This is a genomic window from Caballeronia sp. LZ032, assembly GCF_031451315.1.
Taxonomy (GTDB): domain Bacteria; phylum Pseudomonadota; class Gammaproteobacteria; order Burkholderiales; family Burkholderiaceae; genus Caballeronia.
The window spans coordinates 1,085,131-1,098,251 of the sequence record NZ_JARUXP010000001.1 but is presented as its reverse complement, the minus strand read 5'-3'; the positions used below and the strand labels follow the sequence as shown (position 1 = coordinate 1,098,251).

Sequence of the window (13,121 nt, the reverse complement as noted above, 5' to 3'; positions counted from 1 at the left end):
GAGAAACTTCAAGTTTATTCGCCGAACCGCGGATCTTTCGGTGAATTCCGCTGCGGCAAGTCAGGCGGAATTCACTGAGACGGCACTCACGCCCGCCGCGACGCCCGGATCACGCCCGGCACTTCGCCCAGCAACGTGCAGGCGCGCTGGATCTGTGCCGCGCTCGACACTTCCACCGTGAACTGCATGTACGCGACATTGCGGCGGCTCTGGCTCTTCACGCCGATCACGTTGATCTTCTCGCGCGCGAACACTTCCGAGATATCCCGCAGCAAGCCTTGCCGGTCGGTCGACTCCACCGACAGATCCACCGGATAAACCGACGAGCCGCGCCCGTTCATCACCTCCGCCGACCAGGTCGTATGCAGCACGCGCTCCGGCGAGCGCTGCGCCATGCGCTTGAAGGTCGTGCAGTCGGTGCGATGGACCGACATGCCTTTGCCGCGCGTCACGAATCCGGCGATCGGGTCCGGCGGCGCGGGCCGGCAGCAGCGCGCCAATTGCGTCAGCAAGGCATCGACGCCGACGACGAGCACGCCCGTCGACGCGCCATGAGCCACGCTCTGCCCGCTGCTGCGCTTCTCGAACTGCTCGGGCGCTTCCGGTTCGGGCTCGGGCGGCGGCGCGTCGGAGAGCGCCTGCTCGATGTTGCGCAGGCTGAACTCGTCCTTGCCGACGACCGCGTACAACTCCTCCGGCGTCTTGAAGCCGAGCTTCGTGGCGAGTTGATCGAGGCTGACGGACGTCTTGCCTTCTCGCTGCAGTGTCTTTTCAACGATCGTCCGGCCCGCCGCGATGGTCTCCGCCGCATCCGCCGCAAGGAACCACGAGCGCACCTTCTGCCGCGCCCGCGGGCTGTGCAGATAGCCGAGCTGCGGGTTGAGCCAGTCGCGCGAGGGGCCGCCCTCCTTCACCGCGACGATCTCGACTGTCTGGCCGTTTTGCAGCTGCGTATTGAGCGGCACCATTGCGCCGTCGACACGTGCGCCACGACAACGATGCCCCAGCTCGCTGTGCAGGTGATAAGCGAAATCGACAGGCGTCGCGCCGTGCGGCAGCGCGATCACGCGGGCCTGCGGCGTCAGCACGTAAATGTGGTCGTCGTCGAGCGTGGCGTCGCGCAGATGCTGCCAGCCGCGCTTTTCCGCTTCCGCATCGCCGTCGCCCTCGCCTTCCACGTCGTCCTTCCAGGCCAGCAGCTGACGCAGCCACGCGATCTTCTCGTCGTATTTCTCGCTCGCGGTCACCTGCCCCGCGTAACCGCGCGCGCCCGCTTCCTTGTAGCGCCAGTGCGCCGCCACGCCGTACTCGGCGAACTGATGCATTTCCTGCGTGCGGATCTGCACTTCGAAGGCCCGCCCGTCGTCGCCGATCACGACCGTGTGCAGCGACTTGTAGCCGTTCGGCTTGGGCCGGGAAATGTAGTCGTCGAACTCGCGCGGAACCGGCTGCCACAGGTTATGCACGATGCCGAGCACGGTGTAGCAATCCTTGATGTCGCCGACGATCACGCGAAACGCGCGCACGTCGTTCAGCTCCGAGAAGTCGAGATGCTTGCCGCGCATCTTCTTCCAGATGCTGTAGATGTGCTTCGGCCGGCCGCTCACTTCAGCCTTGATGTGCGCGGTGTCCAGCTCGCGCTGCAGGCGCGCGATCGCCTCGGTCACATAGCTTTCGCGTTCGACGCGCTTTTCGTCGAGCAGCTTCGCGATACGCTTGTACGTGACCGGATCCTGGAAGCGGAACGAGAGGTCTTCCAGCTCCCACTTCAGTTGCCAGATGCCAAGCCGGTTGGCGAGCGGCGCGTAGATCTCGAGGGTTTCGCGCGGCACGTCCGGCGGCGGATCGATCTTGTGCGCGGCATGAAAGCGCAAGGTCTGCACCCGCGACGCCAGCCGGATCAGCACCACGCGAATGTCCTGCGCGAATGCCAGCAGCATCTTGCGCAGCGACTCGACCTGCGCGCGGCGGGCCGCCTGTGCGTCGCGGGTATCGGGAAACTCGGCCAGCGTGGCGCGCGAGCTGACGGAACCGAGCCGCAACAGCTTTCGGACATCGCCGACGAGACGCTGCACTTCCGGACCGAAGCGCTCGGTGATGAGCTTCTCGGGATCGTCCAGATGCGGCGCCAGCGCGAACAGCGCCGCCGCCGCGACCGCGTGCGCATCGACATTGAGCGTCTGCATGATGCGTGCGGTGCCCACCGCGTGCTCCGCGAGCAGTTCGCCCGTCGACAGCCGGGCGTCCCGCGCGTGCTCGTGCACGAACGCGAGCGCGTCGTCGATCGACGGCTCGGGCCAGGTCTCGGTGGGAACGGCGGTCTCGCTCATGCGGGAAATGCGACTGCTTCAGCCGATACGAAGGTTCAGGTGCGCTGCGCCGCGACCACGACGACTTCGACGAGGCACGCCGGATTGGCCAACTTGGCCTCGACGGTGGCGCGCGGCGGCGCGTTGCCGTCGGCAACCCACGCATCCCACACCGCGTTCATGCCGGCGAAGTGCACGAGATCGGAGATATAGATCTGCACCGACAGCAAATGCGCCTTGTCGCTGTTGGCCTCTTCCAGCAGACGGTCGATGTGGCCGAGCACCTCACGCGTCTGGCCGGTGATGTCCTGGTCCGTGTCCTCGGCGATCTGGCCGGCGAGATAGACCGTACCGTTATGAATGGCGGTTTCGGACAGACGCGGGCCGACGTGATGACGAATGACTGCCATGATGGGTTCCTGACGATGGTTGATGGAGATGGGATCGATGAAGCTGTGCGGCTTCGGCCAAGCCCGATATTATGCCCCGCTGCCGCTATCGCCCAGAAAGAACCCTTTGGCAATGGCGATTTGATCGTCGGCAAGAAACGCCGGCGCGTGGCCCACGCCGGGAATCTCGACGCTCGTCACCGCTTGCCCCGTCTTCACCATCCGCTCGACGGTTTCGCGCGACAGCAGATCAGAAGTCTCGCCGCGTACGACCAAAACCGGCGAGGCGATGCACGCTACCGAATGCCACAGGAACGCCTCATACGCGGCGGCCTGCTCCTCGGTCACCGACGCGAACGGCGTGGCAATGGCCGGGTCGTAGTGGAAGGTCCACGCGCCGTCGCGCTCGCGCAGCAGCGGCGTGTTGATGCTGGTCCATTCCGCGTCGCTGAGCGGCCCGAAGCTCGCCGCGAGTTCCGCCGCGCGCCGCACGCCCTCTTCGAGGGAAGCAAAGCGCGCCGGCTTGCCCAGATATTCGCCGATCCTTCCGAGCGCGACCGGCTCGATATGCGGCCCGACATCGTTCAGGAGCAGCTTGCGGATGGGCGAGTCCGGCAGTCCGCCGAGCGCCATGCCGATCAGTCCGCCCATCGACGTGCCGAACCAGTCCACCGTCTCCACGTTGAGCCGCGCGATCAGCGTGACCATGTCCGCGACGTATTGCGGCACGCCGTAGTAACGCGGATCCGCCAGCCAGCCTGAGAGCCCGCGCCCGACGACATCCGGACACACGACCCGATACTCATGGGCGAACGCCTTCGCGAGCTTGTCGAAGTCGCGCCCCGAGCGCGTGAGGCCATGCACGCAGAGCAGCACGCGCGGGTTCGACGGATCGCCCCATTCCGTGTACGCCACGCGATGCAGCCCGCCCGGACTCGCGCATTGCACGAAGCGCTGGCGCGGCTCGCCCAGCTCCGGGTGAACGGGTTCGACGACGATCGGTGCGGTCATGAAGCGGTCCTCGCGAATGAGATTGCGGTTGGTGACTTGGATTGCAACGATTGTACGGCGCGTGGCGTCCTCCGGAATCCCGCTGGCCGAACGGACGACCCTGAACGAACCATCGGCGCGAAAAGCAAAACGGGCGCAGCCCGAAAGCCGCGCCCGTTCGAGATCCGGCGCTTAAACCGCTTGCCCGCGCGTCACTTCACGCCCGAGACATCCAGCGGCGCACCCGTCTTCTGCTGGATTTCCTCAACCGACACGCCGTCCGCAAGCTCGACCAGCCGCAGTCCGTTCTCCGTGACGTCGATCACGCCGAGATCCGTGATGATGCGGTCCACGACGCCCACGCCCGTCAGCGGCAACGAGCATTCTTCGAGGATCTTGTGCTGGTCGCCCTTGGCGACGTGCTCCATCAGCACGACCACCTTCTTGACGCCGGCGACCAGGTCCATCGCGCCGCCCATGCCCTTGATCATCTTGCCGGGGATCATCCAGTTGGCCAGGTCGCCCTTCTTGCTGATCTGCATGGCGCCCAGGATCGCCAGGTTGATGTGGCCGCCGCGAATCATCGCGAACGAATCCGCCGACGAAAAAATCGACGAGCCCGGCAAGGTGGTCACGGTCTGCTTGCCGGCGTTGATGAGGTCGGCGTCCACTTCGTCTTCATACGGCGACGGGCCGATGCCCAGCAAGCCGTTCTCCGATTGCAGCCACACTTCCATGCCGTCCGGCACGTGATTGGCGACGAGCGTCGGCAGGCCGATGCCCAGGTTCACGTAGAAGCCGTCCTGCAGTTCCTGCGCCGCGCGCGCGGCCATCTGGTCACGAGTCCAAGCCATGATTAATCTCCTTTCGCGCGGACGATGCGTTGTTCGATGCGCTTCTCGGGCTGTGCGTTCAGCACGAGGCGCTGCACGAAGATGCCGGGCGTGTGGATGGCGTCCGGATCGAGCTCGCCCACCTCGACGATCTCTTCCACTTCCACCACCGTGATCTTGCCGGCCATCGCGCACATCGGGTTGAAGTTGCGCGCCGTGCGGCGGTAGATCAGGTTGCCGGACTTGTCGGCCTTCCACGCCTTCACGAGCGCGACATCCGCCGTCAGCGAATGTTCGAGCACGTAGTGGTTCTCGCCGAACTGGCGCGTTTCCTTGCCTTCCGCGATCACGGTGCCGAAGCCGGTGTTGGTGAAGAAGGCCGGGATACCCGCGCCGCCCGCGCGCAGCTTTTCGGCCAGCGTGCCCTGCGGCGTGAATTCGAGTTCGAGTTCGCCGGCCAGGTATTGCCGTTCGAACTCCTTGTTCTCGCCGACGTAGGAAGAAATCATCTTCTTGACCTGGCGAGTTTCGAGCAGTTGCCCGAGACCGAAGCCGTCGACGCCCGCGTTATTGCTGATGCAGGTGATGCCCTTCACGCCGGTGTCGCGCAATGCGGCGATCAGCGCCTCGGGAATGCCGCACAGCCCGAAACCGCCGACGGCGAATGTCTGCCCGTCCTTGACGATGTCCTCGAGCGCGGCTTTCGCGCTGGGATAGACCTTGTTCATCTGTGTGTCCCTTCCATGTGTGAAACCAACTGAGAAACGGCTGTTGAGCGGTTTTGCACCGGCCTTGATCCGTCGGCTTGTGAACCGTCACGACGCTGTCACCCGACGCGCGGACGGCCTGCTGGCGAGGCAGAAGCGTGGCGAAAGAGTACGCTGCCCGGCTGATCCGGCACAATACGCAAAAATACATAAGTCATTGCCCGCGCGCGTTTGGTTCCCGGCCCCGTCAGCCGCGCCGCGCCAAGCGCCCGGGCGCCCGGATCACATGCCTGCACTGGACTATCAAACCGCGTTTCATCTCGCGCCCGTCGGGCTCGTGCTCTCGCGCGAGCGCGCGATCGAGGACTGCAACGCGCAGCTCTGCGCGATCTTCGGCTTTGCGCGCGAGGCGCTCATCGGCCAGTCGTTCGAGGTGCTGTATCCGTCGCCGGACGAATTCGCGCGGATCGGCGAGCGGATCGCCGCGCACATCAGCAAGGAAGGCACCTACAGCGACGACCGCATCATGAAGCGCAACAATGGCGAGCTCTTCTGGTGCCACGTGACCGGCCGCGCGCTCGACCGCGCCACGCCGCACGCAGCCGGCGTCTGGACCTTCGAGGACCTGAGCGCGACGCGGCGGGTCGCCATCGAACTGACGCCGCGCGAACGGGAGATCGCCGCGCAGCTCGTGACCGGCAAGACCAGCAAGCAGATCGGCCGCGTGCTCGACATCAGCCCGCGCACCGTCGACATCTATCGCGCGCGACTCATGCGCAAGTACGACACCGGCAACGCCACCGAATTGCTCCAACGGCTGCTCGGCACCTGACCCACGGACTCACAGCGCGACGGACACACCCGTCTCGATCACGCGGCGCAGCGCCTCCGGCAGCGGCGCCGACTTGCCCGCCGCGTACTCGATCCACACGATCTTCGCCGCACCGCGCGCGACCAGCGTGTCGGGCGCATCGGCGCGCACCAGCTCGAAATGCGTGTCGAAGCTGCTGCGTCCCGGCTGGCCGACCGACATCCGGCCGATCACGTCGCCGGGATAGTGCAGTTGCCGGAGAAATTCCATCGACGCGTTCACGATCACCGGCCCCTGCCCCGCGCCGTGGCCGCCCACGATGCCCAGTTGCTCGAACCAAGAAATCCGCACCTGCTCCATGTAGCGGAAATAGACGGTGTTGTTGACGTGCCCGAAGGCGTCCATGTCGCCCCAGCGGATCGGCATGGGTAATTCGATGACGGTGCGGAAGCTTTGCTCGCTGCTCATTGACTGCGTTACCTGTTGCCGTATGACGGCCTGGTTGACTGAAAGTGGAAGGGCCGCGCTCAGACCGAGAAACCGTCGTCCGCGGAAATCACGGCGCCGTTCATGAACTGCGATTCGTCGGCGGCCAGCAGGAGCAGCAGGCCGTCGAGATCGTTCGGCGTGCCGACGCGCCGGCGCGGCAGCATCGACATGAGCTTCTGCCCCTGCTCGGTCTTCCAGTGGTGGTGATTGATCTCGGTGTCGATATAACCCGGGCAGATGGCGTTGACATTGATGCCGTGGCGGCCCCATTCGAGCGCCATGGACTTCGTCATCTGCACGACGGCGGCCTTGCTCATCGAATAGACGCCGATCTGCGGAAACACCCGCAGCCCCGCCACCGAGGCGATGTTGATGATCCGGTACGCCGGTTTCGCGGCGCCGTTGCCGCGCATGATCATGCGCTTGGCCACTTCCTGCGCGACGAAGAACGCTCCGCGCACATTCGTGCCGAAAACGAATTCGAAGTCGGCGGGCGTGACGTCGGTGAGTTTCTGCGTGGTGGAGACGCCCGAGTTGTTCACCAGGATGTCGATGGTGCCGGCTTCCGTCTCGGCATGCGCCACGGCGGACTTGACGCTCTGGTAATCCGTCACGTCGAGCGAGACCACGTGCGCCGCGCCGCCCGACGCCTCGATCTCCGCGCGCAATTCCTTCAGCCGCTCCGTGCGGCGGCTCGCGAGCACCACCTTGGCCCCCGCCTGCGACAGCACCTGCGCGAAACGTTTGCCCAAACCACTGGACGCGCCGGTAATCAGCGCGACCTTGCCTTCCAGGTTGATCGAACGGCCCATTGTGCTTCCTTTTCCAGGGTGGATTCAGCCTCGACGGCGCACCGGGCGTGCGCCGCAAGCCATCAGCGTCGGCACCGATGGCACAGGCGCCGCCATAATAGTACGTTCGTGCGAATATAACGAGCATCGGTTGCGGGCTGCCTGAGCTTCCCCGACAATACGCGATCCCCGAACCCGAAAGGGCATTCTAAAGTACAGAGGAGCATTGATGACCCCGGCGAGCCTCATCGAGCAGTACGGTCCCCGCGAATCGATGGAATACGACGTCGTGATCGTCGGCGGTGGGCCAGCCGGTTTGTCGGCGGCCATCCGGTTAAAGCAACTGGCGGAAGAAAAAGGCGTCGAGATCGGCGTGTGCGTGCTGGAGAAAGGCTCGGAGGTCGGTGCGCACATCCTGTCCGGGGCGGTGATGGACCCGCGCGGGCTTGCAGAACTGATTCCCGACTGGAAGGAAAAAGGCGCGCCGCTCGACGTCGAGGTGACCGAGGACCGCTTCCTGTTCCTGTCCCAGAACGACGCGAAGCAGGTGCCGAACTGGCTGCTTCCCGACAACTTCAAGAATCACGGCAACTACGTGATTTCGCTCGCCAACGTCACGCGCTGGCTGGGCCAGCAGGCCGAGGCGCTGGGCGTCGAGATCTTTCCGGGCTTTCCGGCAGCCGAAGTGCTGTATGCGGACGACGGTTCGGTGCGCGGCGTGGTCACGGGCAACATGGGCGTCGGCAAGGACGGCCAGCCGACCGAGAACTTCCAGCTCGGCATGGAACTGCACGCGAAGTACACGCTGTTCTGCGAAGGCGCGCGCGGGCATCTCGGCCGCCAGCTGATCGACAAGTACAAGCTGAACCGCAATGCCGATCCGCAGGTGTACGGCATCGGCATCAAGGAGCTGTGGGAAATCGATCCGGTCAAGCACAAGCCCGGCCTCGTGATCCACACGGCCGGCTGGCCGCTCGAACCGGACACCTACGGCGGCTCGTTCCTCTATCACATGGACAACAACCAGGTGGTGGTGGGCTTCGTCGTCGGGCTGGGGTATTCGAATCCGTATCTGTCGCCGTTCGAGGAATTCCAGCGCTACAAGACCCATCCGTCGATCCGCGCGTTCCTCGAAGGCGGCAAGCGCATTTCCTACGGCGCGCGCGCGATCACCGCGGGCGGGCTGATGTCGCTGCCGAAGCTGAGCTTCCCGGGCGGCGCGCTGGCGGGCGATGACGCCGGCTTCCTGAACGCCTCGCGCATCAAGGGCAGCCACGCGGCGATCAAGTCCGGCAAGATGGCCGCCGAAGCCGCGTTCGACGCCGTGCAGGCCGGCCGCCAGAACGACGAACTCACGGCCTATCCGGAAGCGTTCGAGAGCTCGTGGCTCAAGACGGAGCTGTATCGGGCGCGCAATTTCAAGCAGTGGATGAGCAAGGGCCTGTACCTCGGCACCTTCATGGTGGGCCTGGAGCAGAAGGTGATGGGCGGCAACGTGCCCTGGACGCTGCACCATCAGCACTGGGATCACGAGATGCTGAAGCCGGCTTCGCAGTGCAAGCCAATCGTCTATCCGAAGCCCGACGGCAAGCTCACCTTCGACCGGCTCTCGTCCGTGTTCATCTCGAACACGAACCATGAGGAGAATCAGCCGGCGCACCTGACGCTCAAGGACCCGAAGGTGCCGGTCGATGTCAACCTGCGCACCTATGCGGGCCCGGAAAGCCGCTACTGTCCGGCGGCCGTGTATGAATTCGTGAAGGGCGACGACGGCAACGAACGCCTGCAGATCAACGCGCAGAACTGCGTGCACTGCAAGACGTGCGACATCAAGGATCCGACGCAGAACATCGTGTGGGTCACGCCGGAAGGCGGCGGCGGCCCGAACTATCCGAACATGTGATGGCGTGCGGCCGGGTTCCGGCTGCATCGTTCGAGCGAAAGAAAACGGGCGCCATGGCGCCCGTTTCTCATTTCAGGTTCGCTCCTGCCGCCTACTTCGACGGCGCCTGAGCCGCGATCTTCGGCGTGCCCACCACGACGTCGCCGCATTGCGCGCGATGCCGCAGCGCGTGGTCCATCAGCACCAGCGCGAGCAGCGCTTCGGCAATCGGCGTGGCGCGGATGCCGACGCACGGATCGTGACGGCCAAAGGTTTCGACGGTGGCGGGCGCGCCGTCCTTGTCGATGGACTGGCGCGGCGTACGGATGCTCGACGTCGGCTTGATCGCGATGGACACCGTGATGTCCTGCCCACTTGAAATGCCGCCGAGAATGCCGCCGGCGTTGTTGGTGGCGAAGCCTTCGGGCGACATCTCGTCGCCGTGCTGCGAACCGCGTTGCGCGACGCTCGCGAAGCCCGCGCCGATCTCCACGGCCTTTACGGCATTGAGGCCCATCATCGCGTGGGCGATGTCCGCGTCGAGCCGGTCGTACAGCGGCTCGCCGAGACCCACCGGCACGCCGCTCGCCACCACCTCGATGCGCGCGCCAACCGAATCGCCGTCGCGGCGCAGGTTGTCCATGTATTCCTCGAGCTGCGGCACGATCTGCGCGTTCGGCGAGAAGAACGGGTTCTCCCGCACGTGCTCCCAGCTTTCGAACGGAATCGCCACTTCGCCCAGCGCGCTCATGCAGCCGCGCGTCTCGAGGCCGAACTTCTCGCGCAACCATTTCTTCGCGACGGCGCCCGCGGCCACGGTCGGCGCAGTGAGACGCGCCGACGAACGGCCGCCGCCCCGATAGTCGCGCACGCCGTATTTCTGCAGGTACGTGTAGTCCGCATGACCGGGACGGAAGCTCTGCGCGATGTTGCCGTAGTCCTTGCTGCGCTGGTCGGTATTGCGGATCAGGAGCGCGATGGGCGTGCCCGTGGTCACGCCTTCGAACACGCCGGAAAGAATCTCGACCTGGTCGGGTTCCTGACGCTGCGTCACGTGCCGCGACGTGCCGGGGCGGCGGCGATCCAGCTCGATCTGGATGTCGGCTTCGGTGAGCGCCATGCCGGGCGGGCAGCCGTCGATCACGCAGCCGATCGCCGGACCGTGCGATTCGCCGAAGTTCGTGACGGTAAAGAGCGTGCCAAGGGTATTGCCGGACATGAGCGTCGACCTGATAAAAAGTGTCGGGGGAAACCGCCATTATGCCAGCGCCGCCCGCCGACGCGCCCTAGCGGCGCGCCCCGCGCAAGGCCGACACCACCTCCTGCAGATGCTGCGGCGTCGCATCCTCCGGCGCGATCGGCTCGCCCACCGCGAGCGTCAGCCGCGTCATCGCGCCGCGCCGGATCGGCCGCGGCCATTGCGCGTCTTCGTGACGCGAGAACACGCTGCCCCACAGGCCGCGCAGCGCCATCGGCACGACGGGCGCCGGATGGCGCCGCAGAATCTCGGCGATGCCATGCCGGAACGGATTCAGCTCGCCGGTGCGCGTGAGCCTGCCTTCCGGGAAGATGCAGACCAGATCGCCCTCTTCCAGCGCCTGGGCGCACGCGTCGTAGGCGCGTGCGAGCATGGCGGCGTCCTCGTGCGCGGGCGCGATCGGAATGGCCTTCACGTGGCGGAACATCCAGCCGAACAGCGGCGTGCGGAAGATGCGGTGGTCCATCACAAAGCGGATCGGCCGCGGACTTTCGGCCATGATCACCACGGCGTCCACGAAACTTACGTGGTTGCACACCAGCACGGCCGCGCCATGCGCGGGAATGCGCGCTGCATCGACCAGCCGGATGCGATAGAACGTATGCACCAGCAGCCACGCGATGAAGCGCAGCAGGAACTCCGGCACGAGCGAATAGATGTACAAGGCGACCACCACATTCAGCAGCGCGGTAGTGAGGAAGAGTCCCGGAATGCCGACGCCGAAGGACGTGAGCGCAAGCGCCATCAGCGCCGACACGATCATGAAGAACGAATTGAGGATGTTATTGGCCGCGATGATGCGCGCACGATGCGTGGGCTGGCTGCGCGCCTGGATCAGCGCGTAGAGCGGCACGCTGTAGAAGCCGCCGAACATCGCCAGCAGAAACAGGTCCGCGAGAATGCGCCAGTGCGGCAGCGCAAGCAGAAACTCGCCGACGCCCAGCAGATGTTCCGCCGGCATCATCCGGTGGCTGGCGAAGAACAGGTCGACCGCGAACACGCTGATGCCGATGGACCCGAGCGGCACGAGCCCGATCTCCACGCGCCGCTTCGACAGGCGCTCGCACAGCAGCGAACCCGTGCCGATGCCCAGGGAAAACGTCGCGAGCAGGACGGTCACGACGTCAGGATCGGCGGACAGCACGTCCTTGGCGAAGTTGAAGAACGAGGTCAGGAAGGTCGCGCCGACGAACCATAGCCAGGAGATGCCGAGCAGGCTCAGGAACACGGTGCGGTCGGATTTCGCGAGCCGCAGGTTGCGCCAGGTTTCCGAGAACGGATTCCAGTTGATGCGCAGCCCGGATTGCGACGGCGCCGACGCCGGCACGAACGCGGCCGCCACCCTTCCGATCAGCGCGAACGCAAAGCAGGCGCAGGCGAGCAGCAGCGCGCCGTGTTCGGACGCGCCCGCTGCCGCGCCGCCGATGATCGTGCCGAACAGGATGGCGACGAAGGTGCCCATCTCGACCAGCCCGTTGCCGCCGACCAGTTCATGCGCGTCGAGATGCTGCGGCAGATAGGCATATTTCACCGGGCCGAACACGGTGGAATGCACGCCCATCAGGAAAGTGCAGGCGTACAGCAGCGGCGCGCTGTGCCACAGGAAGCCCGCGCCGCCGATCAGCATCACGACGATCTCGAAGCTCTTCACGAGGCGCGCGAGGACGGCCTTGTCGTATTTGTCGGCAATCTGGCCGGAGGTCGCCGAGAACAGCACGAACGGCACGATGAAGATGGCGGAAATCAGGAACGCGGCCGTCTTCGGATCGACGCCGGAAAAGCGCGCCGCCTGGAACGTCACGAGCGACGTGAAGCCGACCTTGAAGACGTTGTCGTTCATCGCACCCAGGAACTGCGTCCAGAAAAACGGTGCGAAACGGCGCTCGCGCAGCAGGCGGAACTGGCTTTCGCCGGCTGCATGCGAACGTCGGGAGTCGCGCTCTCGGGCGCGCGGCGGATGGTCGCTCATGTGTTGCGGGAGGGTGAGATTGGGTGTCGGGCGCGCCCGAATGGAAGTCGTTGGAGCGAGACGGGTTGCCGGGCGGGGCGAAAAAAAGCGCGCCGGTCGGGCGCGCTTTGCGGGGCGCGGGGTTCAAGCAAGCTGCTCAAACCGCCCGAGCCAGATCATGTCTGATTGCGAAGTTCCGCCGCAAAAAATGACGCGCTCAGCGCGCTTCTTCCTGCTGCTCGGGCCAGTCGCGGATATAGGCCTTCAGCATGCGGTTCTCGAAACCCTGCTCCTCCACCACCGCCTTTGCAACGTCATAGAACGAGATCACGCCCATCAGCTGACGCTTCTCCATGACCGGCAGATAGCGCACATGATGCTCGAGCATCATGCGGCGGACTTCGTTCACGTCGGTTTCCGGCGTGCAGGTGAGCGGATGGTCGTCCATGATCTTGCGGATGGTGGACGTGCCCACCGAACCGCCGTTGTCGCGCAAGGTCACGATGATTTCGCGGAAGGTCAGCATGCCGACCAGGTCGCCGTACTCCATGACGACCAGCGAGCCGATGTCGTGCGCCGCCATGGTGTCGACGGCCTCGCCGAGCGGGGTGTCCGGTGTGACGGTGAAAAGGGTGTTGCCCTTCACCTTGAGAATGTCGCTGACTCGCATGGTTGTCTCCTCGCGAATGGCCGCACGATGCCTGTTGCAGCCTG

At 65.2% G+C, this 13,121-nt stretch carries 12 protein-coding genes; 2 read left to right on the top strand and 10 right to left on the bottom strand.

The features are described 5' to 3' along the window. Nucleotides 1–86: 86 nt before the first annotated feature. From QCE69_RS05085 to QCE69_RS05065, 5 genes are all read right to left on the bottom strand, one after another. Nucleotides 87–2,330, bottom strand: a complete 2,244-nt coding sequence (locus QCE69_RS05085; RefSeq protein ID WP_309929716.1) for a bifunctional (p)ppGpp synthetase/guanosine-3',5'-bis(diphosphate) 3'-pyrophosphohydrolase — start codon at nt 2,328–2,330, stop codon at nt 87–89. A gap of 35 nt (nt 2,331–2,365) precedes the next feature. Beyond that, nucleotides 2,366–2,719, bottom strand: coding sequence for a RidA family protein (locus QCE69_RS05080; RefSeq protein ID WP_309915238.1), 354 nt, complete (start codon nt 2,717–2,719; stop codon nt 2,366–2,368). A 69-nt stretch (nt 2,720–2,788) separates the two neighbouring features. Further along, on the bottom strand, nt 2,789–3,709 hold the full coding sequence (locus QCE69_RS05075; RefSeq protein WP_309915234.1) for an alpha/beta hydrolase: 921 nt from the start codon (nt 3,707–3,709) through the stop codon (nt 2,789–2,791). 191 nt (nt 3,710–3,900) lie between these two features. Next, on the bottom strand, nt 3,901–4,542 hold the full coding sequence (locus QCE69_RS05070) for a CoA transferase subunit B (protein ID WP_309929714.1): 642 nt from the start codon (nt 4,540–4,542) through the stop codon (nt 3,901–3,903). A gap of 2 nt (nt 4,543–4,544) precedes the next feature. Continuing rightward, entirely contained in the window at nt 4,545–5,249 is a 705-nt protein-coding gene (locus QCE69_RS05065) for a CoA transferase subunit A (protein ID WP_309929713.1), read from the bottom strand. 265 nt (nt 5,250–5,514) lie between these two features. Between QCE69_RS05065 and QCE69_RS05060 the strand changes: the two genes are divergently transcribed. Next, a complete protein-coding gene (locus QCE69_RS05060; protein WP_309915224.1) occupies nt 5,515–6,060 on the top strand; it encodes a LuxR C-terminal-related transcriptional regulator in 546 nt (181 codons plus the stop codon). Nucleotides 6,061–6,069: 9 nt separating this feature from the next. On the opposite strand, the gene QCE69_RS05055 is transcribed toward QCE69_RS05060, so the two are convergent. Together QCE69_RS05055 and QCE69_RS05050 are read right to left on the bottom strand one after the other, a co-directional pair. Beyond that, nucleotides 6,070–6,507, bottom strand: a complete 438-nt coding sequence (locus QCE69_RS05055) for a thioesterase family protein (RefSeq protein ID WP_309915221.1) — start codon at nt 6,505–6,507, stop codon at nt 6,070–6,072. Nucleotides 6,508–6,566: 59 nt separating this feature from the next. Continuing rightward, nucleotides 6,567–7,340 (bottom strand): SDR family oxidoreductase, encoded by a 774-nt coding sequence (locus tag QCE69_RS05050; protein WP_309808008.1) that lies wholly within the window; start codon nt 7,338–7,340, stop codon nt 6,567–6,569. 208 nt (nt 7,341–7,548) lie between these two features. Here QCE69_RS05050 and QCE69_RS05045 point away from each other — a divergent pair, with 208 nt between their 5' ends. Then, entirely contained in the window at nt 7,549–9,222 is a 1,674-nt protein-coding gene (locus tag QCE69_RS05045; protein WP_309915218.1) for an electron transfer flavoprotein-ubiquinone oxidoreductase, read from the top strand. A 91-nt stretch (nt 9,223–9,313) separates the two neighbouring features. On the opposite strand, the gene aroC is transcribed toward QCE69_RS05045, so the two are convergent. The 3 genes from aroC to QCE69_RS05030 all read right to left on the bottom strand — a co-directional run bounded on the left by aroC (nt 9,314) and on the right by QCE69_RS05030 (nt 13,077). Next, nucleotides 9,314–10,420 carry a chorismate synthase gene (gene aroC / locus QCE69_RS05040; RefSeq protein WP_309929711.1) on the bottom strand — a complete coding sequence of 369 codons (1,107 nt, stop codon included), beginning with the start codon at nt 10,418–10,420 and terminating at the stop codon, nt 9,314–9,316. A 67-nt stretch (nt 10,421–10,487) separates the two neighbouring features. Continuing rightward, the gene (locus tag QCE69_RS05035; protein ID WP_309929708.1) at nt 10,488–12,428 is read right to left on the bottom strand and encodes an MFS transporter; all 1,941 of its coding nucleotides are present in this window, start codon (nt 12,426–12,428) and stop codon (nt 10,488–10,490) included. 196 nt (nt 12,429–12,624) lie between these two features. Then, nucleotides 12,625–13,077: a CBS domain-containing protein gene (locus tag QCE69_RS05030; RefSeq protein ID WP_309808003.1), complete on the bottom strand. Its 453-nt coding sequence runs from the start codon at nt 13,075–13,077 to the stop codon at nt 12,625–12,627. Between the last annotated feature and the right edge of the window lie 44 nt (nt 13,078–13,121).